Genomic DNA, 23,852 nt, shown 5'->3' with positions numbered 1-23,852 from the left:
AAAATAATAATAAATTAAGAATAACAATAAATGAGAGATATCAATGGGTGCTTTAAACAAATCAAAAAAATTAAACAAATTAAACAAGATAAGTGCTTTGGTTCGCCTAAATAGCACGTATCGTAAAAATCTCGTATGTACATCTACATTACTATCTTTATTAGCGTTTCCTGCGCTTGCTGTAGAAGATGATAAAAAAGAGACACCAGAGAAAGAAATAGAAGTTATTGAGGTTCAAGGGCTACGTGGCACTATGACCCGTTCATTGAATGAAAAGAAAAATAGCGTAGCAATTGTCGATGCAGTCGCTGCGGCAGATTTTGGCGAATTACCTGGATTGTCACTTTCTGACATTATTGAAAATATTTCAGGCGCTTCAGGCCATCGCTTAAAAGGCAGTCAAAATGAAATATCTATTCGTGGTTTAGGTTCTTACTGGGGATATGCCACTTATAATAATCGTACCATTACAAATGCAGGGCAAGGTCGTGCCGTTAACTTTAAAAAATTCCCTTCTGAATTAGTAGATAAAGTTGTTATTTATAAGTCACAACAAGCTGATTTAGTTGAAGGGGGAACATCAGGGACTATCGATGTAAATTCACTTAGAGCGGTTGATTACGGCAAAGCACAAACTACGGTTCAAGCTGCTGGTATTTACAATTCTTATTATAGTAATGTGGAAGGCGAGTCTTCACCTTTTGGTGCTAATGTAACTGTATCTACGGTACAGCAATGGGAATTGGATAGTCTTGGTGAAATGGGCTTTACCCTTGGCTTTACTTATAAAGATACGGCAAATCCAGAAGAAAATTTTGGTGGTAGCTCTCAAATGGCGGTATGTGCATTGAGAGATGCAGCTGGTAATGATTTGTCTGGTGGCAGTGATTGCTCAGGTGGTTTACAAGGTGTTAGTGCTGGGCAAGTTGGCCGATCTCCAACATTGGGGGTAGACACGTCGTTAGACGATTTTGATCAAGACTCACTGTTTTATGTACCAAAAGACGCATACTGGCGTACTGTGGATGATGAAGATGTAAGAAGTGGTGCGGTTTTCACGTTTCAGTGGAAACCGAATGATGATTTAAATATCAACTTTGATTATCAACATTCAGATTTAGAATACACCGAAAAACGCATGGAGTTAGCTTTAGACGATAGATATGACGATCTTGAAGATCATGTGATTGTCGATCGTACATTGTTATATGCAACTGGTGAAGCTCGTCCAACGTTACAAGGTGAAGATCGTAATCAAGTGGATGAGTATCGTGGTGGCGGAATTGAAGTTGAATATACTCCAACAGAAAATTTAACACTTACATTAGATGCATCTTATTCTGAGTCTTATCGTTACCGCTTACGTCACCGTTCTAAATTCCGTTCAACAGAGCATTATAATTACTCATTAGATTTCCGTGAAAGCGATGTGCCTGTTTTAACTTGGTTAGATTCAGCGCGTTTAGGTCCTGATGATACTGGGTTTGTTTCTTCTGAGGCATTTGATGCAACGGATATCAATAATTTCCTTCATGATGGAAATGCGCTGGTTGAGTTCCGCCGTGTACATGAAGAGCGATCTGATGAAATTGCAGCTGTTAATTTTGATACAGAGTATCGATTAGATAATGAGTTTTTCTCAAGTATAAAAGCGGGTGTTCGCTTTTCTGAAGAGAAGTTGTTTGATGAGCAAAGTACTGAAGTTTCATTAACATTTGATGGTGTTGAAAAAACCGGTGCAAGTGACAATGATGATAATGGTTGGAATACAGCTAACCCTGAAAGAAATTCTGCAATCATTAGTGGGATAATTAATGAGTGTCAAAATGGTCATGTTAACAATAACCATTTTAACGAAGAAACAGGAGCAGGCGGTGATGCTACAGGTTATGCAACATATGACTCTAAATGTTTTATCGGTCAAATTTTAGGTCAGATGCCTGGGGCTACAAGTTCAGATTTTTATGATATAGGTGAAAGAACAGACTCAAGAAGCGGTGATGATCGAGATGTTACCGAAACTATTACCGCTGGTTACGTAATGGCGAATATTGATACTGAATTATTTAATTCACCATTATACGGTAATGTTGGTGTTCGAGTTGTTCAGACTAAAACTCATTCCGATGGTTGGGGTGAAAAAGTTTATATAACTACAAATCCGCAGGAAGGTGGTTATAACCTTTATGATGCCGTAAGCGAAGGTGGTGAAGCGTTAACACTGGACTCCGAGTATACAGAAGTATTACCAAGTTTAAATTTGACCTTCCAAGCGACTGACGAATTTTATATCCGTACCGCAGTATATAAATCAATGTCGCGTTTCCAAATGAATGCAATGTCTGCAGGTGTGAGTTACGAAACATGTGAAGATCAAAATGAAGAGATTTGTGACACTGATATCAATACAGATTTATCAAACGTTATTACCAGTGGTGATGCCAATGGTAACCATTTAGACCCTTATACTGCAATAAACTATGACTTATCGTTAGAGTATTATCCATCACAAGATGCTGCGTTAACTGCTGCGTTTTATTATAAAGAGTTTACTGGTGGATATGATACTAAAATAGAGTATAGGGACATTACCGTTAATCTTGACGGTGCAGACACTCTTTACTCAAATGTGGCTCATATTGTAAAACAAACTTCAGAAGATACATCTGTCATTCAAGGTGTGGAAGTTACAGGGCAAATTCACTTTGTTGACTTACCAGAACCATTTAATGGTTTAGGTAGTAAGTTTGCTTGGAATAGAGCGGACTCAGATTTTGTAACTGAAGAAATTGCGAGTCCAGGTATAGTACCAGATGCCAACTTATTTGGGTTTTCTAAAGACGTGGCTTCAGCCTCTGTCTATTGGGAAGGTGATGCAACTACGGTTCGTTTTATGTGGAAATACCGATCTAAATACCTACAACCAAATAACTTGCCATTTCCAGATCGCTCACACCGTTATGTACAAGCGGCCAGCTATCTAAGCATGTCGGCTAAGTATAAATTTAACAGTGAAATTAGCATGTTCTTAAAAGGAACTAACTTAGGAAACACTGCTCAAGTCTATACTCGTGGTAACGACACGACTATTGCTGATTACTCACGTTCAGGAGTTAAGTGGGAATTGGGTGTAAAAGCTAAGTTTTAATGTTTAGTTAGACTTTAGCTATAAAGTTATAAATAGTAATTTCAACCACTCAATATCAAATGGTATTGAGTGGTTGAAATCTATAAGTTACCTGCAAATTATCAACGTACATATTTTATAGATTTCATATCTCTCGCCTTTAAAAATACTTTTTTCACTTGGTTACATGCAAATTAACAGTGCACTTTGACGTTTGTTTATATGTTTGTAGTCTTTATAAGATTGGTATAAAAAGTAATTTATTGCTGAACAACGCTAATATTTTTAAACAAATTTATATTAAATATAAACGCCATATATATGAAAACTAAAGGTAGTAATAAATATGATGTTGCAGCTTAGGAATTGAATACAATCTGGTAATGAAATTGGTATTGAAGTGGATGAGCAGGCGTCAATCAACTTTATATATTTTCAACTAAACAAAGTTAGTTGAAAATATATAAAAGGTGTTAGATATAATGCTTATTTATTCAGGTTTTGTCGCTGGGCTTAATTTAATTTTGGTAAATGTTACGCTGGTATAATCGCCATTTTCCTTGTCTATTTTCCAATCACCTGTGCCTGAACAGCCTGCATACCAAATACCGTCGGCTTCTTTAGTTGAGCATTGGTTATAAGCACCTGCTTTAAAATAAAGCCAATCACCACTGTAACCAGCAGGCAAATCTTTTTTATCTAACTGGCCGTAAGCATTGATATTATTAGAAAGATCAATGTTATAAGTAACCGTTTTTTGCTCTTTGGTGGTAAACGTTAAATGCATAACGTTTTGATATACATTAATTGTGTAACTAAACTCTTCACCAAGTGCAATACCTGTATCTTTAGGATCCGCTGGATTTTCCCAAGTATTTCCCCATACCGGATAAGCGATATCAGTTCGGTTAGGATCGTCTTTAGCTAGGTTTCTTTCATAAGTCCAAAATACTGAACCGGTATTATGCTTTGGCCATTTTTTGTAGAATATTTTAATTGGTTCGTTACCCCAACCAAAACCATTACCGTCGGCTACAACCTCTTTATCTTTTCCGGCATGAATTTGACCAACAACAACAGAATAGGCTGGTTTCTTACTAACTTTGGCATTCTGGGCGACATGATCCACTTTTAATCTTGCATCAAGTCTACCACCAACTTGACCAAAATAATTTGAGTCAGGGTGAGCTGCTATTGCAAAGTTATTACCATAAGATTTAGTTTCCAAGGAAGTATCCGAACCACGAAGCATTTGTCTAAGTTCACTTCGTGTATTAGTTGACGCTTTACTCGTTGTTGCCTTGTTTGGTGAGGTAAATACTAAACCACCATCTTTGTCTAAATGAAAAAAGTCAGAGTGTTGGTAAGACTGAAGTTCTTTAGTATCAACCTCATCAACTTTACCGTTATTATCTTGGTCTAATGGAACTGTAATTTTCCAATTTGATAGGTCAAACTTATCGGCAGGTATATTTTGCTCACTAGAACATGAGGTTAACATCATAGTTAATGAAAGTAAGGATAGAGATTTAAGCATTAAGAAATCCATAATTGTCATATCAATTGTTATTACCAATTTTGCACAATTTGCTAACCATTGCAATGGTGAATTAATGAATTATTGTGTACTTTTAAAATAAATTAAGGAGGTGGTATCCGCTATTCTTGTGAGGAAAAAACAGATGATGTCGGTGACTAAATATAGAAGCGGGTAAATAGCTATTGTTTAGGTTTATGTCACTGAGGGATGATGAGTTGTTAGCGCAGATGAGTTTGTTCATTTTTAATTAATAGAGCATTAAATAAAATGGTGGCCCCAAGGTGCCGATGAAAACCTAACCCATGAACAACCGACGTGTTCAGGGCGGAAAATATATTTTTACCGTAGGCTTCTCGATTACTCACCGAGGTGAGTCGAGCTTGCGCAATAGCAAATAAAATACTCTCCTGTAAAAGTATTATCGGCTCAGGGATACAATTTTCTGTCAAACACCCCAGGTACCATATTCAAAATAGCTTAACATAATGCAATACACCAATAACATTAATGCACACTAAAACGTAATTCTATTTCATCGCGGAATATAACAGGTATAGGATTATGCTCAAGTCTAAATAGAGACTTTTTAATTTAAATGAGTAATTAATTATCAAACTGACCAGAGAACAAGCAAATGCTGTGTTCACAGACAAGTTAATCCGCTTGTAACACTACCCACCGCAACTAAAACAGTGATAAACTTGCACATTATATTTTATCAATTTTTACTATTTACTTTCATTCTTAATGGATTTACTAAAATCCGAAAGTAAAATTATAAAGGCCACATTTATGGATCATGACCAACTAGTTTCTGTATTAAATGAACACGACTTTGCCGCAACCGCAAGCGAATTGCATGGATTATTAACAGGCCTGATATCAGGTGGAATGTTTAGAGAGTCCACTGATTATTTGGATCACATGGCTGAGCTATTTAATAATGGATTAAGCGTTAAAGGCTCGTTAAAAAAAGCAGCAGAAACCATAGTTGAACAGGTCTTTAATCAGCTAGAGTCAGAAGATATGTCGTTTGAAATATTTTTACCAAGCGATGACGAAACATTAACCGACCAAGCGGAAGAGTTATTAAACTGGGTGCAATACTTTTTAGTTGGTTTTGGCTTTAATAAACGTGACTTAACGATGTCGTCAAATGAAGCGCGTGAAATTATTGAAGACTTTACCAATATTACCCGTATGGATACTGAGCTAGATGAAGATAATGAAAGCCAAGCTGACTTTTATGAAGTGATTGAGTTTGTGCGCATTTCAACTGTGTTATGTCATCAAGAGTTTGGCAAAGCGGTAAATCAAGCTAAGCCTGTCAGCAATACGCTGCATTAATTAATAAGTTTCAATATTATGCCTTCAATTCCTTTTTCTGAATTTAAGCAGCGCAGGGCACAGTTATTAGCACAATTGTCGGATAACTGTGTTGTTGTAATGAGTGCGGCTAAAGAAGTGACTCGTAGCCGAGACACTGAATATGCATTTAGACAAAATAGTGATTTTCACTATTTAACCGGTTTTCCTGAGCCTGATGCATGGTTAATTTTAGAAAAAATTGATGGCGTAACATCATCAACTTTAGTCTGTCGAGTTAAAGATAAAACTGCCGAAATTTGGCAAGGTCGTCGTATTGGTAAAGACTTAGCTAAGCAGCAGTATTTGTTTGATAGCACAGCGTCACTGGATGAACTGGTCACGGTTTTAAAAGATAAGCTTAACAATAAAGATGTTCTATATTGGGCACAAGGCGATGACAAAAGCACGGATAAACAAATATTCAAATTGTTAGCTGAGTTAAGAGCGTCAGTCAGATCCGGAAAAATTGCGCCTGAACAGCAAATAGATGTGCGTCCTCTTATTCATGAAATGCGTTTGTTTAAGTCAGTTAATGAAATTGCAGTAATGAGACAAGCTGGTGAAATATCAGCCGCCGCGCATAAACGAGCTATGTTATTTTCAGCAGCTCAAGTTAAATCTGGTAAAGATGTCACTGAATATCAATTAGAAGCCGAAATACATCATCATTTCGCCATGAACAAGGCTCGTTATCCGGCTTACGGAACTATTGTCGGTGGTGGCGATAACGCTTGTATATTGCATTACACAGAAAATAAAGATGAGATAAATCCAGACGATTTAGTGCTGATCGATGCCGGTTGTGAACTTGAAGGTTATGCCGCCGATATCACCAGAACTTTTCCGGTTAGTGGTAAATTCAGCCCAGAGCAAAAAGCTATTTATCAACTGGTATTAAATACACAGCAAGCGGTGTTTGATGCGATAAAGCCGGGCGCTAGATTAAAAGACTTAACGGATTTATCTGTAGAAGTGATCACTCAAGGTTTAATAGAACTCGGTATTTTACAGGGTGAATTAAATACCTTAATTGATCAGAATGCACACCGAGCATTTTACATGCACGGATTAAGTCACTGGTTAGGTTTAGATGTACATGATGTTGGTCTATATAATATTGATGGCGAAGCTCGTCCTTTAAAAGAAGGAATGGTATTTACCGTTGAACCTGGTATTTATATTGACGCTGAGTCACAGTGCGACCCAAAATGGCATGGTATTGGCGTTAGAATAGAAGATAACGTAGTGATCACTCAAAACGGTTTTGAAAACTTAACTCACCCAGTGCCTAAAACCATAGAAGAGATAGAAGGGCTAATGGCATAAGCCTTCTTTTACTTTCTAGTATTCTAGCTTTAGCTGGCTAAATACTTTTGTAAGATCAACTCTACTTCATCTTTATCAATGGGCTTGGTTAAGTAGTCGTTCATTCCTACTTCTTTTGCCTTGTCAAAATCACTGCGCATTGCATTTGCCGACAAACCACAAATTATTAAGTCTTTAAAACCAAATTCACGCAGTTTAATGGTTGCATCGTAGCCATCTAACACCGGCATTTGTACGTCCATAAATACTAAGTCGTAATCAGGATTGTTTTGCACTTTGGTAAAGGCTTGTTCGCCATCTTCAGCAACATCATAGGATAAACCAAAGTTGCTTAATATATTGCCAGCAACCAACCGGTTAATTGCATTATCCTCCACTAAAAGTACGTGCCCTTTATAGTGGGTGTCTTTATTAACACTAGGTTTGGCAATGTTTTTAAATCGGTTTTGAATTACGTTTGGGTTGTGTATCCCCGTAATGAATTTATGAAATTGCTCTGGATAAAATGGATGGTTAATAATACGTTTTACACCAAGTGAATTGAGATCGTTTGTTAATTTAACATCGTTAATATCTGTGCAAATTACCATGGATATACCGACGTTAAATAAGCTAGATATTATATCTAGTTGCTGTTGGTTTAAATTGTTACTTACAAAAATTAATAATAGGTCGTCTTTGTTTAATACGGTTTCTTGTTCTGTTATAAAGTTTTTAATTAGATTCTCATCAACAACATGCATGTTATTAAAATACTGGGCCATTAGGTCTCTATTATTGTTCGCCCATTTTTTGTTTTCAATCTCGTTAACATTCCATAAACACACAGATCCAAAATTTATACTTAAAGGGGCAGCTATTGGGTCATTTGATGCTACGTGAAAAGGTAAGCAGATCTTAAATGTACTGCCTTGGTCGGGCGTTGAGTCTATGTTGATATGTCCGTTCATTAAAGTAACTAGCTTTTTGGATATGCTTAAACCTAAACCAGTACCTCCATAATTTCGACTAGTTGAGCCATCAGCTTGAGTAAAGTCATCAAATATATGCTCTTGCTGCTCTTGGCTTATACCTATTCCTGTATCGATAATCTCTATTGTTAACAGTATTGATTGCTTATTGTCATCGCTTTGCACATATTCCCAGTTGATAACAAAAGATACTGAGCCTGTATTGGTAAACTTAATCGCATTGTTGCCTAAGTTAAGTAAAATTTGACTTAAACGCACTTCATCGCCAATGAGTTTATTAGGTAAGTTAGGCGGAATATAACAACGAATATTGAGTTTCTTCTCTAGCGCTTTAATTGAAAGCCCACCAATTACATTTTCAAATGCATTGGCAGGATAAAAAGGAATATTTTCAATTTCCATTTTACCCGCATCAATTTTTGAAAAGTCCAAAATGTCATTAATAACACTCATTAATATATTGGATGAATAGCTGATCTTATCTAAATAATCTAAGGTTTCTGTTGGTAGAGCTTTTTGTTTAAGCAAGCCAACTAAGCCAATAATGCCATTCATTGGTGTTCTTATTTCATGACTCATATTGGCAATAAACATGCTTTTTGCTGTTGCTGCTTGCTCTGCTCTTTGAGTTTCAATCGCAAGGCGTTCATTGAGTTGTTGCGATTCAACTAACAGTTGGGTTGTTTTAATATTTTTATTATTAAAAATATTAGCGGAGCGAATGAGATGACCAATTTCATCATTTCTGGTTGAGGTAAATTCTTCTTTAAGAGTTCTATCAGCAGCTAACATATCTATAGTTTTTGTTATATTTTGTATGGGGACAATAAGCTGTTTTATGACCACTAATATAATAATTAATGTCAGAAATACGCTAACTATGAAAATGGCGCTACTTTGTAATTTAGCCTCTTTTATATGGGTGTTTAATGCCGTTTTATTTTGATTTAAGTGCGATAAAGCCTCAGCACTGAGTTTTTGGGTTAGGTATAAAAACTCATTAGCTGAGCCAGACATAACTACGTTAACAAGATAAAAATAATTTTGGGTAATTTGTGAGTATTTTACAAAACCAATAGATATGCTTTTTACCTGTTGCTCTAATTGTGCATGATCTAACTGTGAATTGTTTAAACGCGGTAATATGGCTTCAACTTGTTTTAGGATTGATTGGGATTTAGCTTTATTCTCGATATTAGAAATAAACTTATATTCATAAATACTAAGCTGTAATTGATGGCTAAGCAGTAATAACTTGGAATAATGAGGGTAATTAGCATTTTCATTTTTTAGAGTATTTAAGGTTTTTGAAAGGTCATCTTCAAGTTCCATGAGATGTTTTAATATACCGTCATTCAGTATTTTATCTCTAAGTGTTAATATATTAGCAACGGTGTCAAAGTTTTCTTGATAGCTAGTTAAATGCATTTGCATGCTGTCAATTGCAGTAGATTGGTTTTTATTGATGTTAGAGCTATCAACAAATAGTTTGATATCTGCTAACTTTTGGTTAATTGACGTCATAATCACGTTAAAACGATTGATTATCGAATTACTGCGGGTTTCTTTATATATTAAAACATTACGTTGTAAATCTATAACGTCCTTCTCTAACGTTTTTACCGATATCATTTTTCTTGCTAATACTTCTGAATTACTAAGTTCTTCCGTTAACAATTCTTGACTTTTATACGCCATATATTGCTGCCAAAACAGCAATCCTAAAATCACTGAAAATATGACAGTTAATTGAGCCTTTAAACTTCTGAACATATTAGCCGTTCCCTAAAGTACAACAGGAAAGGGGGACTGAGTTAAATATCAGAGTAAAGTTGAGCATTAAAGTAAGCATTATGCGTTTATAAACTCATACCATTTTTGAATACTGTAGTCATAGGTAGGCATAACCGTATTCCATACTGCCACGTTACTAAAACGTTTTTCATAACTCCCACCAGAGCGTATATCTCCAGTTTGAACCGACACTTTATTGTCAGTGCCTTTCAGTTGCATTGCTGCGGGTTTACCTTCGTACCAATAATCCCATTCAGCTTGACTAAGATGAGTTTTAGTCCGTTGTGGGTTAGATATGTAATAACCTTGACGAGCCACAAACGCACCAGGCCAACCTGATAACCACCAATTCATATAATCGTATGCGGCATCTTTAACGGTTCCTTGAGTCGCACTAGATAAACACATAACACCTTGCCAACCTCGGTATCCTTCTTTTGGTGCTGCATAAGTAATAGGAATGCCTTGTCCGTTTAATGCAGAAACCGCAGGGGAGAACATACTTTGAATTGCAACCCGGTCAGATTGCATAAACTGAACAGACTCAGGGACTGAGGTCCAAAAACCACTAAAATGCCCAGACTGCTTTAAGTCGATCAAAATAGAAAATAATTGATCCAGTTCAGCCTTAGTCATAGCGCCGATATTTTTGAATGTCATTAACTTGTTGGCTTGTGCTGCAAGGGCTAAATCAAAAATACCTATGGTAGGTGCATTAACCACACCGACTTTGCCGCTGTTTTTTTTATCTAATAACCAACCCCAACTTTCCGTTTCATAAGGTACACCTTTGGCAATTACATTAGTGTTGTAACCAAATGAGTCGACATTATGCACATAAGGTAAATAACTCATTTGGTTGGTATGTTCTGAGCCTAATGTGTTATCAGCTTGTACGTGCAATAATTTATATGGTGCATCACCTGCGCCTATTTTTGCATCTGGGCTTACTTTACCGGTTTTAGTAAGGTTGTTAATTTCATCCCAATGAATAATGCGTGATTTGTCGATAGACTGGATAGAACCGGAGCGCCAGAGTACATTTATGCTGTTGGACCATTGCTCATATATGTCAAAAGACTCGGGGAACATAGAGGCCTTTTGTAAAACCGCCGCGCTGCCTTTAGGTTCAAACACTAAGTTTATGCCTAAGTCAGCCATCGCTTGTTCTCTTAACTCTTCTTGTAGGGTGACATGCGTACCCAATACTCTAAGAGTTACTTTATTTCTAGAGAAAACATAAGGTGCTTTAATTGCTGCGGCTCCAGCTAAGCTACCAATGGCGATATTTTTAAGTGTTTTTCTACGCGATTTATCCAAAACATTGACTACCTTGTATGTGTTTTTAATTAGTATAGAAAACAATCTAGTTTTTACATATAAATATGTTTAAAAAGTCTCATTTATATTTGGGTAACAAGAACTTAAACAACAAGGTATAAAATTATTCAGATAATTTTGTTAATAAAGGCTCAGGTAATGTAGCATTCACCTGTTAAATAAAATAGTCAGTCAGTATGAGCAAGATCAATTCGCCTGCATGGTAATTATTTATAATTGATTTTATCAGTAGTGTTTATATATGGTTGGAATAAAATATAAGTTATGAGTACAGCGATTATGAATAAGATGTCTGAGTTCGATGTGATCATCTCTGGTGGTGGTTTATCTGGATTGTTAACGGCGATAGGACTGATAAATGAAACCCCTGAATTATCTATTGCGATAATTGAACCGGTTAGCCAACCGTCGTTAGATGCTGTACCCAATGACTTTAAAAGCAGTGACTTTAAGAGCAATGATTTTAAATCAGATACAGCTGCTCAGGAGTTAAATCAACACTCAAATCAAATCTCTGAACAAAGCCAAACAGTCAACTTTGACGACAGATGCTTAGCCTTGTCGTATGGCTCATTGCAGTTATTAAATCATTGGCAAGTATGGGAAAGCCTTAAACCGTCAGCATGGCCAATTAAAACGATTGTAACCTCAGACCGTGGACATTTAGGTAAAACTATTATGCGCTCACATCAATATAACTTAAACGCTATGGGTTACGTGGCCGCCATGAAAAATATGGGACGCGCTTTCACCACTACGTTAAATGAGTTACAAGCAGCCTTGCAAAGCAATGAGAGCAATAAACAACAAGTGACTTGGTATAAACCCAATACCATCAAGCAGCTCAGTCAATATCCAGATCATATAAAAGTTGTTTTAGACGATGAGCAAACGCTACATGGCAAGTTACTTGTTGTCGCAGAAGGGGGAATGTCTCCAACTAGACAAAAACTAAATATTAGCACTAGTACAGAGGCGTATCAGCAAAACGCAATCATCGCTAATATAAAGGTAACAAAAAATAACAAGGTAAATAGTGTTTTAGCCAGTAAAGACAGTGGGGACTCTAATACTAAAGATACTCAGCCTCAATTAGACGGTCATACTGCATTTGAACGTTTTACCACATCTGGTCCAATTGCCTTTTTACCAATTAACAAAGACGAATATTCTGTAGTTTGGTGTGTTAAGCCAGAAGATGTAGATAATATTATGGCTTTACAAGAGTCCGAATTTTGTCAGCAGTTACAAAATGCCTTTGGGCAAGCTGCGGGGATTATTACTAAAACATCAAAACGTGAGAGTTATCCGCTTGGGTTAACTAAAGCACAAAGCATTATAAGTGACAGAGTGGCATTAGTTGGTAATAGCGCTCATACAATTCATCCAATTGCAGGACAAGGCTTTAACTTAGGTTTAAGGGATGTGGCTAGTTTGGTTAAGCAGATCAAAGTCGCGGTAGATAGCTCTGTTAATAAAAGTCAAAACGATATTGGTAGTTTTGCCACATTAAATAACTATCAAGCAGCGCGTCAGCATGACATTAATCGTATCGCAGGCTTTACTGACTTGTTAGTTAGAATGTTTGGCTTAGAAGGGCGATTACCAGCATTAACGAGAACCTTAGGTTTATTAGCCTTACAAAAAGTAAGCAGTTTACAACAGTGGTTTGCGTTGCATTTTATGAGTAGCAAAACACTCAAATAGGCGTTGTAAATAAACAGCGAAGATAAAAATAACAGTAGAGAAATAGACTTTGATTTCAACAGATATAACAATTATTGGTGGTGGATGTGTTGGTTTAACCGCCGCACTCGGATTAGCAGATAACGGTTTTAACGTTATGGTTGTTGATGCAGCTGCAAGTCATACTGAACTGACAGCACCTGAGTTGCGTGTAAGTGCTATTTCAGCCGCCAGTGAAAATATATTTCGCCAACTAGGCAGTTGGTCGCATTTGGACTCAACGCGTTTTACACCATATAACCAAATGTCAGTATGGGATAAAGACAGCTTTGGCAAAATAGAATTTGCTGCTGAGCAATTATCAGAGTCTCGCCTTGGCCATATTATTGAAAACAATAATATTAGAAATAGCTTAATAACCGTTGCCGAGAAACATGCCAATATCCAATTAAAGTTTAATAGCAAAGTCAATAACTTACACAATCAGAATAATAACCAAACGCAGCAAGTGTTAATAACCTTGGAAGACGGAACGCCAATTATTAGTAAATTGCTGGTGGCGGCAGACGGAGCCAATTCTTGGGTGAGAAAGCAGTTAAAAACACCTATGGTATTTTCTGATTACGATCATCATGCGCTGGTGGCAACAATCCAAACAACCGAGCCACATCAAGCATGTGCTCGCCAAGTATTCTTAAAAACAGGCCCGTTAGCTTTATTACCACTGAAAGATGTAAATCAATGTTCTATCGTTTGGTCTAGTTCTCCTGAGCATGTAGATCTGTTGAAAAACATGACGGAAGATGAATTCAACAAGTCAATAACAGCCGCAACAGACAGCACGTTAGGGCCAATAAAACTAATCAGTCAGCGTGTTAGTTATCCGTTAACTATGCGTTATGCAAAACAATGGGTAAACCAAGGTGTTGTGTTTATGGGAGATGCGGCTCACACCATACATCCATTAGCTGGATTAGGTATGAACTTAGGTTTATTAGACGCCGCAAGCTTAGTACAAATGTTATCCTCACCAGAGCTATTAAGCCCCAATAAAAGCAGTGAGTTAACTAAACAATTAAGAAAGTATGAAGGCTGGCGTAAAGCCGAGGCTCAAACATATATAGCCGCTATGGCGGGATTGAAAGCTTTGTTTGCAGGGGATAATAAATTCAAAAAACTTATTCGAGGTTTTGGCCTGTTAGTAACGAACAATAGCCCTATGGTTAAACATAAAATAATTGAGCAAGCTATGGGTATTACAGGCGATTTACCTGAGCTAGCTAAATATAAAGATGTTATCTGATCCAGCATATATCAATGATGTAAACGTCTGTAATTGTTAGTATTTGCCATACTTAGATTTATGTTTGGCATAAAAATAACTAATGGTAATTTATTAGTTATGTGTCATCAGATCCGTTATACTCCTTCGCAATTTTTAAGTGGAAGAACTTAAATTATTGCTTTGTGGTTTGTAAATTCAACAATTCCTCAACAATTTAATTCTTTTCACCTTGTTCGTAACGTTTAACGCAGCAAAGGTAAAAATATGACAAATAGAACAGTTTTATTCGACAAACACGTAGAGTCTGGCGCAAAAATGGTGGACTTCCACGGTTGGGAAATGCCGATCAACTATGGCTCTCAAATCGAAGAACATCACGCAGTTCGTCAAGATGCAGGTATGTTCGATGTGTCTCATATGACTATTGTTGATATTGACGGTTCTGATGCTCAAGCATTTTTACGTAAGTTAGTTGCCAACGACGTTGCAAAACTTACTGTACCAGGTAAAGCCCTTTACACTGGTATGTTAAATGAAGAAGGTGGCGTTATTGACGACCTTATCATTTATTACTTCTCTCCAGAATCTTTTCGTTTAGTGGTGAATTCAGCCACACGTGAAAAAGACCTAGCTTGGATCAACAAGCAAGCACAAGCATTCTCTGTAACCGTTACTGAACGTCCAGAATTCGGCATGATTGCGGTTCAAGGCCCAGAAGCAAAGTCAAAAGTAGCCACTATTTTAAACGCAGAGCAAACCGCAGCAGTTGAAGGCATGAAGCCATTTTTTGGTGTACAAGCAGGCGAATTATTTATAGCTACTACAGGCTACACAGGTGAAGCGGGTTACGAGATTGTAGTACCAGCCGTTCAAGCTGCTGATTTATGGCAACAATTATTAGATGCGGGTGTTAAACCAGCTGGTTTAGGAGCACGTGACACATTACGTTTAGAAGCGGGCATGAATCTTTACGGTTTAGATATGGATGACTCAATTTCTCCATTAGCGGCTAACATGGCTTGGACCATTGCTTGGGAACCAGAAGATAGAAATTTTATTGGTCGTGAAGCCTTGGTTGCACAAAAAGCAGCTGGCACAGAAAAGCTTGTTGGCTTAGTAATGGAAGCAAAGGGCGTATTACGCTCTGGTTTAAAAGTTATTACGGCTAACGGCGAAGGTGTTATTACATCTGGCTCATTCTCTCCAACATTAGGTTACTCAGTTGCTATGGCTCGTATTCCTGCAGGAACCGCTGTTGGTGATACGGTACAAGTTGAGATGCGTAAAAAATTAGTTGACGTTAAAGTAACTAAAGCTGGATTTGTTCGTAACGGCAAATCAATACTTTAATTTGTTAGTAACAAATATAAAAAAATATAAAAACAACATAAAAGCTAAGTTGAACAAACACGCTGTAACATTTATATTTTGTTGTGGTTTAAAATAGAACAACTTAGCTCTTAAAATTTAGCAGTGCATAAAGCTAAAAAAGATTAACAATAACTTATTTTAAGTAACCATTTTTTAACGATTACTTATTTTAACTAAATGGCCAAAGGAAAATAAACTATGAGCAACATTCCATCGGATTTAAAATACGCTTCTTCTCATGAATGGGTACGTAACGAAGGTGACGGTACGGTAACTGTGGGAATTAGTGAACATGCGCAAGGTTTATTAGGCGACATGGTATTTGTTGACTTACCAGATGTAGGTGACGTATTTGCAGCAGGCGATGACTGTGCAGTAGCAGAATCTGTTAAAGCAGCTTCTGATATTTATGCTCCAGTAGCTGGTGAAATTGTTGAAATCAATGAAGAGCTAGAAGACTCTCCAGAGAAAGTAAACTCTGACCCATACGGAGACGGCTGGTTATTCCGCATTAAATTAGAAGACGCTGGTGAGCTAGGTGATCTTCTAGACGCTGAAGGTTATGAATCGTCAATCGACGAAGATTAATCTGCAATAAAGATAAAGCCTCGCTTGGACACCCAATGCGAGGTTTGTTCGTTTTATAGGGTGAAATACTCGTTTCAATATTCAAAACGTGTAGGTTTTAATCTGCATGTTTATTGTTTAAACCGCTATGCATTAGCAATTTTAGGAAGTCTATTAACATGACCGAAAAAACCAGCTTACAACAACTAGAGCAACACGACATCTTCATTCGCCGCCACATAGGCCCAAGCGAATCAGAGCAGTTAGAAATGTGTAAAACCCTAGGTGTAAGTTCAGTTGAAGAACTGATTGGACAAACGGTGCCAGGCTCAATTCGTTTACCACAAGAAATGAACTTAGACGACGCCAAAACGGAAGAACAAACGTTAGCGTATTTAAAAACCGTAGCCGGCGAAAATAAAATTGCTAAATCTTATATCGGTTTAGGTTATCACCCAGTTTCAGTACCAAACGTTATTTTACGTAACGTGTTAGAAAATCCAGGCTGGTACACTGCTTATACGCCGTACCAACCAGAAATTGCTCAAGGTCGTTTGGAAGCGCTATTAAACTTCCAACAGTTAACTATAGATTTAACTGGTTTAGACTTAGCCAGCGCATCTTTGTTGGACGAAGCAACAGCCGCTGCCGAAGCAATGGGCTTAGCTCGTCGTGTTTCAAAAGCAAAAAAAGCCAACATCTTCTTTATCGGCAATGATGTATATCCACAAACAATCGACGTTGTTAAAACGCGTGCAGAAATGTTTGGTTTTGAAATCGTTGTTGACGCACCAGAAAAAGCCGCAGATTACGAAATATTTGGTGCCTTGTTCCAATACACAGGCGCAGAAGGCCAAGTTAACGACATCAAACCGTTAATTGAAGCGGTACAAGCTAACAAAGGCGTTGCCATCGTTGCCGCTGACATTATGAGCTTATTAATGTTAGAAGGGCCGGGACACTTGGGCGCAGACGCTGTATTAGGTTCAGCGCAACGTTTTGGTGTACCAATGGGATACGGTGGTCCACACGCTGCATTTTTTGCAACCAGCGACAAACATAAACGTTCATTACCGGGTCGTATTATAGGCGTGTCTAAAGACCGTCGTGGTAATCCTGCATTACGTATGGCAATGCAAACACGTGAACAACATATCCGTCGTGAAAAAGCCAACTCAAACATTTGTACTGCGCAAGTATTGTTAGCCAATATGGCGTCTTTCTACGCGGTTTATCATGGTCCACAAGGACTAAAAGCAATCGCCAACCGTATCAACCGTTTTGCTGATATTTTTGCTGCTGGCCTTAAAGCCAAAGGCGTTACTTTAGTTAATAACTCTTGGTTTGACACTATTACTTTTGTCGCGGATAACAAAGACGAGATTTTAGCGCGCGCTAAAACAAAACTGGTTAACTTCCGTACTGATTTAGACGGTAAGTTATCAGCGACAATGAATGAAACCGTTACTCGTGAATGTGTTTTAGAATTGTTCGATGTTGTGCTTGGAGAAGGCCATGGTTTAGACATTGCTGAATTAGACGCACAAGTTGTTAATGCGGCCTCTTCAATTCCAGCGGCTTACGCGCGTAAAACAGACGTATTAACGCATAAAGTATTTAACTCGTACCACAGCGAAACAGAAATGTTACGTTATATTCGTCGTCTTGAAGGCAAAGACTTATCATTGAATCACTCAATGATCTCGCTTGGTTCTTGTACCATGAAGTTAAATGCAACTGCGGAAATGATCCCAGTAACATGGCCTGAATTTGGTAACTTGCACCCATTCTGTCCTGCTGAACAAGCTCAAGGCTACAGCAAGATGATTGGCGAATTGTCAGAGCAATTAATTGAGATCACAGGTTACGACAACATCTCAATGCAACCAAACTCTGGTGCACAAGGTGAATACGCAGGCTTAATCGCGATTCGTAAATATCATGAAAGCCGTAATGATCATCACCGTAACATTTGTTTAATTCCAAGTTCTGCGCACGGTACTAACCCAGCGTCAGCCCAAATGGCCAGCATGAAAGTGGTAGTAACCGCGTGTGATGAAAACGGTAACGTAGACATTGCAGACTTAAAAGCCAAAGCAGAAGAACATAGTGAGAACCTATCTTGCATCATGATCACATATCCTTCTACCCACGGTATCTATGAAGAAACCATCAAAGAAGCTTGTGACATAGTGCATGCAAACGGCGGTCAAGTTTACATGGACGGCGCTAACATGAACGCACAGGTTGGCTTAACGTCACCGGGTTCAATTGGCTCTGACGTATCACATCTAAACTTACACAAAACATTCTGTATTCCACATGGTGGTGGCGGCCCAGGTATGGGACCAATTGGTGTTAAGTCGCATTTAGCGCCTTTCTTACCAAACCACGTTGTAACTAAAGTTGAATTCATTGGTAAAAATGCCATTGAAAATGTAGGCATAGACAACGGCGCAGTATCAGCAGCACCTTATGGCTCTGCAGGTATTTTACCTATCTCTTGGGCATACATTGCCATGATGGGTAAAATTGGTTTACGCCAAGCAACCCAAGTGGCTATCTTAAATGCTAACTACGTAGCAGAACGTTTAAGTGCACATTATCCAATTTTATATCGTGGCCGTAACGACCGTGTTGCGCACGAATGTATTGTTGATTTACGTCCACTTAAAGACTCATCTGGTATTTCAGAAATGGATATCGCTAAGCGCTTAAACGACTACGGTTTCCATTCACCAACTATGTCATTCCCAGTAGCGGGCACATTAATGATTGAGCCTACTGAGTCAGAAGCAAAAGTAGAACTAGATCGTTTTGTCGATGCACTTGTGGCTATCCGCGGTGAAATTACTAAGATTGAAAACGGCCAATGGACGTTAGAAAACAATCCATTAGTATTTGCCCCACACACAGCGGAAGACGTACTAGACCCAACTTGGGACAGAGCGTATGCACGTGATTACGCGGCATTCCCATGTGAGTCTGTAAAACAAAACAAATTCTGGCCAACAGTGACACGTATAGATGATGTATACGGTGACCGTAACTTGATTTGTTCTTGTCCGAGTATTGATACTTATAAGGACTAGGCTCTGTAACCAGAGTGCAGTTTTTGTTTAAAAGGTGAGCTTAGTGCTCGCCTTTTTTTATGTTTGTTTTTAAGGTTAGATTGGTGGTTTTAGCTTTGAAATTGTATTTCAAATTACTATAGGTTTCACCTTGACGGCGACCATACCTTTTTTCAACAGCCCAAAAACGTAACCGGCTCTTATAATGAAACAGAGCGCCGCTTCCAAACAAAATCCAATACTTCATTAAATAGTTATTTTTGTTTACAAAAAAGGGCTGAAAAATCGTCCCTTGGTCATCTGATAAAACATCCCTGTTTTGATGACATCCCATCATCCATGATGTGAATAACCAGCCCTTTCTCAGCATCCATGCTTCGAATTTTATAAAAAATAATATTTAACGAAGTGATTTTGTGATGGAGAAGTAAAGCAGAGCAAAAAGCAAGAGCAGGGCGAACCTTGCGGTTCGCGAGCAATAAATTGACTTAGTTTTTTTACAAATTAGAGTGGGTGTCCATGTTATTCTTCAGAGCAAATGTCGAACATTATGATGCTTAATGAACAGATATCTAGTGCAACAGAAGAGCAATCGATTGTGACAAAAGATATAAATACGAATACTCAAACAATTAACCATGTTGCAGAAGAAGTAGCAACAGGGGCTAATAAAACGGCACGTTCAAGTGAAGAGTTATCCAATTTAATTGCACAAATGAAAAGTGTGGTTAATAAGTTTGATATTTAATTTGCCAGATATCAGTACAAATTAGTGTTGCTTTTTTTAGTTGTATTAGCTTAGATTGTAGTAGCTTAGATATTATCTAAGCTACTACAATTGGAGTTAATTATTGGGGTCAATTACTAAAACGAATCCCACACAAACTCAGCCACTTTACCTTTCATTTTGTTTTTCTTTTTAGCGATGTAAATAGGCGTAACATCATCGTCTTCTAACCAATTGAGCTGCACCAGTTTTCCTGCGTCTAAGTCGCTTTGAATAAGCGGTAAGGGCAATCGTCCCCAGCCTAAACCGTGTGAGATAATGTCGTGTTTAGAGTTGGTGTCAGACACTTTCCATTGTAATGACTCTTTATGCACTCCGATTTTATAATCGTCTTCTGCAAGTGTGCTGCGTTGTATTATTTGCGGATATTTATATAAGTCGCTAATGGATTGTTTTGACTTGGGAATAGTCAAAAAAGGGTGGTTGGCTGCAACGGTTAACACCATTTTTACTTCATCGATTTGTTTATAATCCAAATCTTTTTTATTTCTAATATTTTCAAAAATGGCAAGGTCAACCATGTCTGCATTAAGCATACGTTCGCCACTTAGTATTTCCCTTTCTAATTGAATTTCTGTTTGCGGGAATGCTTTCATGGTACTGGCAATGACAGGGTGAACAATGTCCATGCGATAAATGCCGGAAATACTGATCCGAAAAAAAGACTCAATATGAGACTCTAAATGTGAACACTTAATTAAAAGCTGTTCGTATTCATTTAACAGTTTTTTTGAGCTGTCTAAAAAGTCACGGCCTTTACTGGTTAATTTACTTTTATAACCGCTGCGCTCTATAACAGGAAAACCAAGTTGCTCTTCCAATCGCTTTATAGAATAGATCATCGCAGACTTGGCTTTGCCTTGTTTTTCAGCCGCCATAGAAAAGCTCCCTGCATCAACAAGGGCTTTTAGGCATTGGATTTGTTCAATCGTAATATGATACATGGTCTAAATTTAGCACAAAAAAACAAAATATAAGAACTTTTTTTATTTCCACTGAGCTTTATTATTAACTCACTAACGAAGACAAACCGAATATTACGGTTAAACATTAAAAAGAGGAAAGTAAAATGAGTGCATTATTAAACAACAAAGTAACAGTGATCACCGGCGGTAATAGCGGAATGGGTTTTGCCACTGCAAAGAAATTTAAAGAAGAGGGGGCAACGGTTGTTATTACTGGTCGCTCTGAAGAGAAGGTAAAACAAGCAGCGGCTGAACTTGGTGTTGAAGGTATTGTTGCTGACGTGCAAGATCTGTCATCAATTGATAGTTTGGTTGAACAAGTGAAAAATACATATGGTGCAATAGATACGTTATTTGTTAATGCTGGTGTCTTTGTCCCTTCTCCACTTGGTCAAATTGAAGAAGAGTCTTATGACTACCAAATGGGCATTAACTTAAAAGGGGCTATATTTACTCTTGAGAAGTTTTTACCTGTGTTAAAAGATGGTGCAAGTGTTATCAACTTATCTTCTATTAATGCATACACGGGCATGCCAAACACTGCAATTTATGCCGCATCAAAAGCCGCATTAAATTCATTTACTAAAACGGCTGCTACTGAATTAGCGCCAAGAAAAATTCGAGTAAATGCCGTAAATCCGGGCCCTATTGCAACACCTATTTTTGGTAAAACAGGCATGCCAGAAGATCAACTTCAAGGTTTTGCAGCTGCAATGCAAGCGCGTATTCCTTTAAAACGTTTTGGTGAGCCTACTGAAATTGCTGATTTAGTGTGTTTCTTAGCATCTGATAAATCCTCTTTCATGACAGGTAGTGAAATTAATATTGATGGTGGAATTAACATTAATCCACTTTTAAGCTAATAAGAATACATCGAGGATATAAATCATGGGTAAGTTAATTGATGGGCAATGGGTTGAGGGTAGTATTATCTCTAGTGACAACAGTGGAGCGTTTGATAGAAAGCCCCGTACATTCAGAGATGTTATTGATAAAGACCACGCGGTTTTTACACCAGACTCTGGTCGATACCATTTGTATGTTGGTTATGCTTGCCCGTGGGCGCATCGTGTTTTGATTTATCGTGAGTTGAAAGGTTTGCAAGATCATATTTCTGTGAGCGTGGTTCACCCTGATATGCTTGAAAATGGTTGGGCTTTTGCTAAAGCCTTCGACACCCAGTTTGCAGGCACAACAAATGATCCGTTGTTTGATAGTACTCATCTTTATGAGGTCTACCAAAAAGCGCAAGCTGACATTTCAACTAGCGTTACAGTGCCGATATTGTGGGATAAAAAAACCAATACGATTGTTAATAATGAATCATCTGAAATTATCAGAATTCTTAATGTGGCTTTTAATGAGTTAACGGGGAACTCCGATGATTATTACCCTCAAGCTTTACAAGCGGACATAGATGTTCTTAATGATGAGATTTATGAGAACGTAAATAATGGGGTTTATCGTAGTGGATTTGCAAAAAATCAAAGTGCGTATGACATGGCCGTTAAGCCGCTTTTTAAAACGTTGGACAAGTTAGATATTCATCTTGAAGGCAAAGACTTTCTTGTTGGCAACCAGCTTACTGAAGCGGATATTAGGCTTATCACCACGTTAGTTCGTTTTGACTTGGTTTATTACATCCATTTTAAATGTAGTCAGAAGAGAATTGCGGATTACCCAAATTTATCCCGTTATACCAAAAATTTATACCAATTAAATGCGGTTAAAAATACGACTAACTTTGAGCATATAAAGCGTCATTATTACTTTTCTCATGAAAGTATTAATCCGCATCGAATTGTGCCATTGATAGGAAACCTAGAAAATGAAATTTAATGTTAGAAAATGGTTCGGTTTAAAGAGCCTTAATGAAAATGGCAGTAAAAAACTTAACACAACACAAAAGGAAAACGTTATGAAAGTTTGGCACATAGATTCAAGCGCGCGAAATGAGCAGTCTCATAGTAAAAGAATTACTCAGCAATTTATTGATAACTTGTCACAGAAAACATCAGTAGAAAGCGATTCATTAAATGTTGGTGCTGGTTTACCGTTTTTAACAGACACTATGGTAGGGAGTTACTTCACGCCGGATGAACAAAGAACTGCAGAGCAAAAGTCAGCGATAGCAGTGTCGAATGATATTGTTAAGTCTGCAAAAGAGGCTGACGTTTGGGTCATTGGCGTGCCAATTTATAACTTTTCAATGCCAGCGTCGTTTAAAGCATTTATCGATTTATTGTGCCGTTCTAAAGAAACCTTTACCTATACTGAAACGGGTCCAGTTGGTTTATTAGACAACAAGCAAGTATTTGTGGTTGTGACATCTGGCGGAACAGAATTAGGCTCTGAGGTTGATTTTTTAACGCCGTGGTTAAAACATTGTTTAAGCTTCATTGGCATACAGAATGTTAGTTTTGTACATGCTGATCAATATAATCCAGAAAAAGATGAAGCAATCACTCAACAAATTGAAGAAATGACTAATTCATTAGTGAACTAATTTTTATCAGTTTAATACTCTAGCTCCTAGTTAAAGCAGAAACACGTAACTGTAAAAACTCTAATTTTATATTAGAGTTTTTTATTTTTAATCAACACAAACAAGGTGTTGATTGAATTTTGCGAAATAAAAAGACCATAATAGCTT

17 protein-coding genes and 1 other RNA gene are annotated in these 23,852 nt (G+C 37.6%); 12 read left to right on the top strand and 6 right to left on the bottom strand.

The window, feature by feature from the left end; translation table 11 throughout:
• The first annotated feature begins 43 nt into the window (after positions 1–43).
• Positions 44–3,148: a TonB-dependent receptor gene (locus tag Q0940_RS00860; RefSeq protein ID WP_299262797.1), complete on the top strand. Its 3,105-nt coding sequence runs from the start codon at positions 44–46 to the stop codon at positions 3,146–3,148.
• A 469-nt stretch (positions 3,149–3,617) separates the two neighbouring features.
• Here the strand turns inward: Q0940_RS00860 and Q0940_RS00855 are convergent, their stop codons facing one another.
• Together Q0940_RS00855 and ssrS are read right to left on the bottom strand one after the other, a co-directional pair.
• Entirely contained in the window at positions 3,618–4,631 is a 1,014-nt protein-coding gene (locus Q0940_RS00855; protein ID WP_299263301.1) for a polysaccharide lyase family 7 protein, read from the bottom strand.
• 305 nt (positions 4,632–4,936) lie between these two features.
• A non-coding RNA gene (gene ssrS, locus Q0940_RS00850) (6S RNA) lies at positions 4,937–5,131 on the bottom strand.
• A 328-nt stretch (positions 5,132–5,459) separates the two neighbouring features.
• On the opposite strand from ssrS, the gene Q0940_RS00845 reads away from it, so the two are divergent.
• Positions 5,460–6,014, top strand: coding sequence for a UPF0149 family protein (locus Q0940_RS00845; protein WP_299262795.1), 555 nt, complete (start codon positions 5,460–5,462; stop codon positions 6,012–6,014).
• An 18-nt stretch (positions 6,015–6,032) separates the two neighbouring features.
• Positions 6,033–7,361 (top strand): Xaa-Pro aminopeptidase, encoded by a 1,329-nt coding sequence (gene pepP, locus Q0940_RS00840; RefSeq protein ID WP_299262793.1) that lies wholly within the window; start codon positions 6,033–6,035, stop codon positions 7,359–7,361.
• A 29-nt stretch (positions 7,362–7,390) separates the two neighbouring features.
• Here pepP and Q0940_RS00835 read toward each other — a convergent pair whose 3' ends face one another.
• Both Q0940_RS00835 and Q0940_RS00830 read right to left on the bottom strand, forming a co-directional pair.
• Complete coding sequence (locus Q0940_RS00835; protein ID WP_299262791.1) at positions 7,391–10,105, bottom strand: ATP-binding protein; 2,715 nt, start codon at positions 10,103–10,105, stop codon at positions 7,391–7,393.
• A 78-nt stretch (positions 10,106–10,183) separates the two neighbouring features.
• The gene (locus Q0940_RS00830; RefSeq protein ID WP_299262789.1) at positions 10,184–11,446 is read right to left on the bottom strand and encodes an extracellular solute-binding protein; all 1,263 of its coding nucleotides are present in this window, start codon (positions 11,444–11,446) and stop codon (positions 10,184–10,186) included.
• Positions 11,447–11,731: 285 nt separating this feature from the next.
• Here Q0940_RS00830 and Q0940_RS00825 point away from each other — a divergent pair, with 285 nt between their 5' ends.
• The 5 genes from Q0940_RS00825 (at position 11,732) to gcvP (ending at position 19,468) form a co-directional block, all read left to right on the top strand.
• On the top strand, positions 11,732–13,174 hold the full coding sequence (locus Q0940_RS00825; protein WP_299262787.1) for an FAD-dependent monooxygenase: 1,443 nt from the start codon (positions 11,732–11,734) through the stop codon (positions 13,172–13,174).
• Between the two features lie 49 nt (positions 13,175–13,223).
• Positions 13,224–14,456, top strand: coding sequence for an FAD-dependent monooxygenase (locus Q0940_RS00820; protein ID WP_299262786.1), 1,233 nt, complete (start codon positions 13,224–13,226; stop codon positions 14,454–14,456).
• Between the two features lie 246 nt (positions 14,457–14,702).
• Complete coding sequence (gcvT, locus tag Q0940_RS00815) at positions 14,703–15,788, top strand: glycine cleavage system aminomethyltransferase GcvT (RefSeq protein WP_299262784.1); 1,086 nt, start codon at positions 14,703–14,705, stop codon at positions 15,786–15,788.
• A 219-nt stretch (positions 15,789–16,007) separates the two neighbouring features.
• Complete coding sequence (gcvH, locus tag Q0940_RS00810; protein WP_299262782.1) at positions 16,008–16,397, top strand: glycine cleavage system protein GcvH; 390 nt, start codon at positions 16,008–16,010, stop codon at positions 16,395–16,397.
• Between the two features lie 158 nt (positions 16,398–16,555).
• On the top strand, positions 16,556–19,468 hold the full coding sequence (gene gcvP / locus Q0940_RS00805; protein ID WP_299262780.1) for an aminomethyl-transferring glycine dehydrogenase: 2,913 nt from the start codon (positions 16,556–16,558) through the stop codon (positions 19,466–19,468).
• A gap of 40 nt (positions 19,469–19,508) precedes the next feature.
• Here gcvP and Q0940_RS00800 read toward each other — a convergent pair whose 3' ends face one another.
• Entirely contained in the window at positions 19,509–19,817 is a 309-nt protein-coding gene (locus Q0940_RS00800; protein ID WP_299262778.1) for a hypothetical protein, read from the bottom strand.
• A 168-nt stretch (positions 19,818–19,985) separates the two neighbouring features.
• On the opposite strand from Q0940_RS00800, the gene Q0940_RS00795 reads away from it, so the two are divergent.
• A complete protein-coding gene (locus Q0940_RS00795) occupies positions 19,986–20,195 on the top strand; it encodes a hypothetical protein (protein ID WP_299262776.1) in 210 nt (69 codons plus the stop codon).
• A gap of 116 nt (positions 20,196–20,311) precedes the next feature.
• On the opposite strand, the gene Q0940_RS00790 is transcribed toward Q0940_RS00795, so the two are convergent.
• Entirely contained in the window at positions 20,312–21,178 is an 867-nt protein-coding gene (locus Q0940_RS00790; RefSeq protein WP_299262774.1) for a LysR family transcriptional regulator, read from the bottom strand.
• A gap of 125 nt (positions 21,179–21,303) precedes the next feature.
• Between Q0940_RS00790 and Q0940_RS00785 the strand changes: the two genes are divergently transcribed.
• Genes Q0940_RS00785 through Q0940_RS00775 form a run of 3 tightly spaced genes read left to right on the top strand, consistent with a single transcriptional unit; the run spans position 21,304 to position 23,705 of the window.
• Entirely contained in the window at positions 21,304–22,062 is a 759-nt protein-coding gene (locus Q0940_RS00785; protein WP_299262772.1) for an SDR family oxidoreductase, read from the top strand.
• A gap of 25 nt (positions 22,063–22,087) precedes the next feature.
• Positions 22,088–23,038 (top strand): glutathione S-transferase family protein, encoded by a 951-nt coding sequence (locus tag Q0940_RS00780; protein WP_299262770.1) that lies wholly within the window; start codon positions 22,088–22,090, stop codon positions 23,036–23,038.
• Entirely contained in the window at positions 23,028–23,705 is a 678-nt protein-coding gene (locus tag Q0940_RS00775; protein ID WP_299262768.1) for an NAD(P)H-dependent oxidoreductase, read from the top strand. Before Q0940_RS00780 ends, Q0940_RS00775 begins: the two co-directional genes overlap by 11 nt.
• Positions 23,706–23,852: the final 147 nt, after the last annotated feature.

It is taken from the genome of uncultured Psychrosphaera sp., from assembly GCF_947500655.1.
GTDB lineage: Bacteria > Pseudomonadota > Gammaproteobacteria > Enterobacterales > Alteromonadaceae > Psychrosphaera.
Note: the sequence above shows the minus strand (reverse complement) of the source record. Positions and strands in the feature narration are given on the sequence as shown.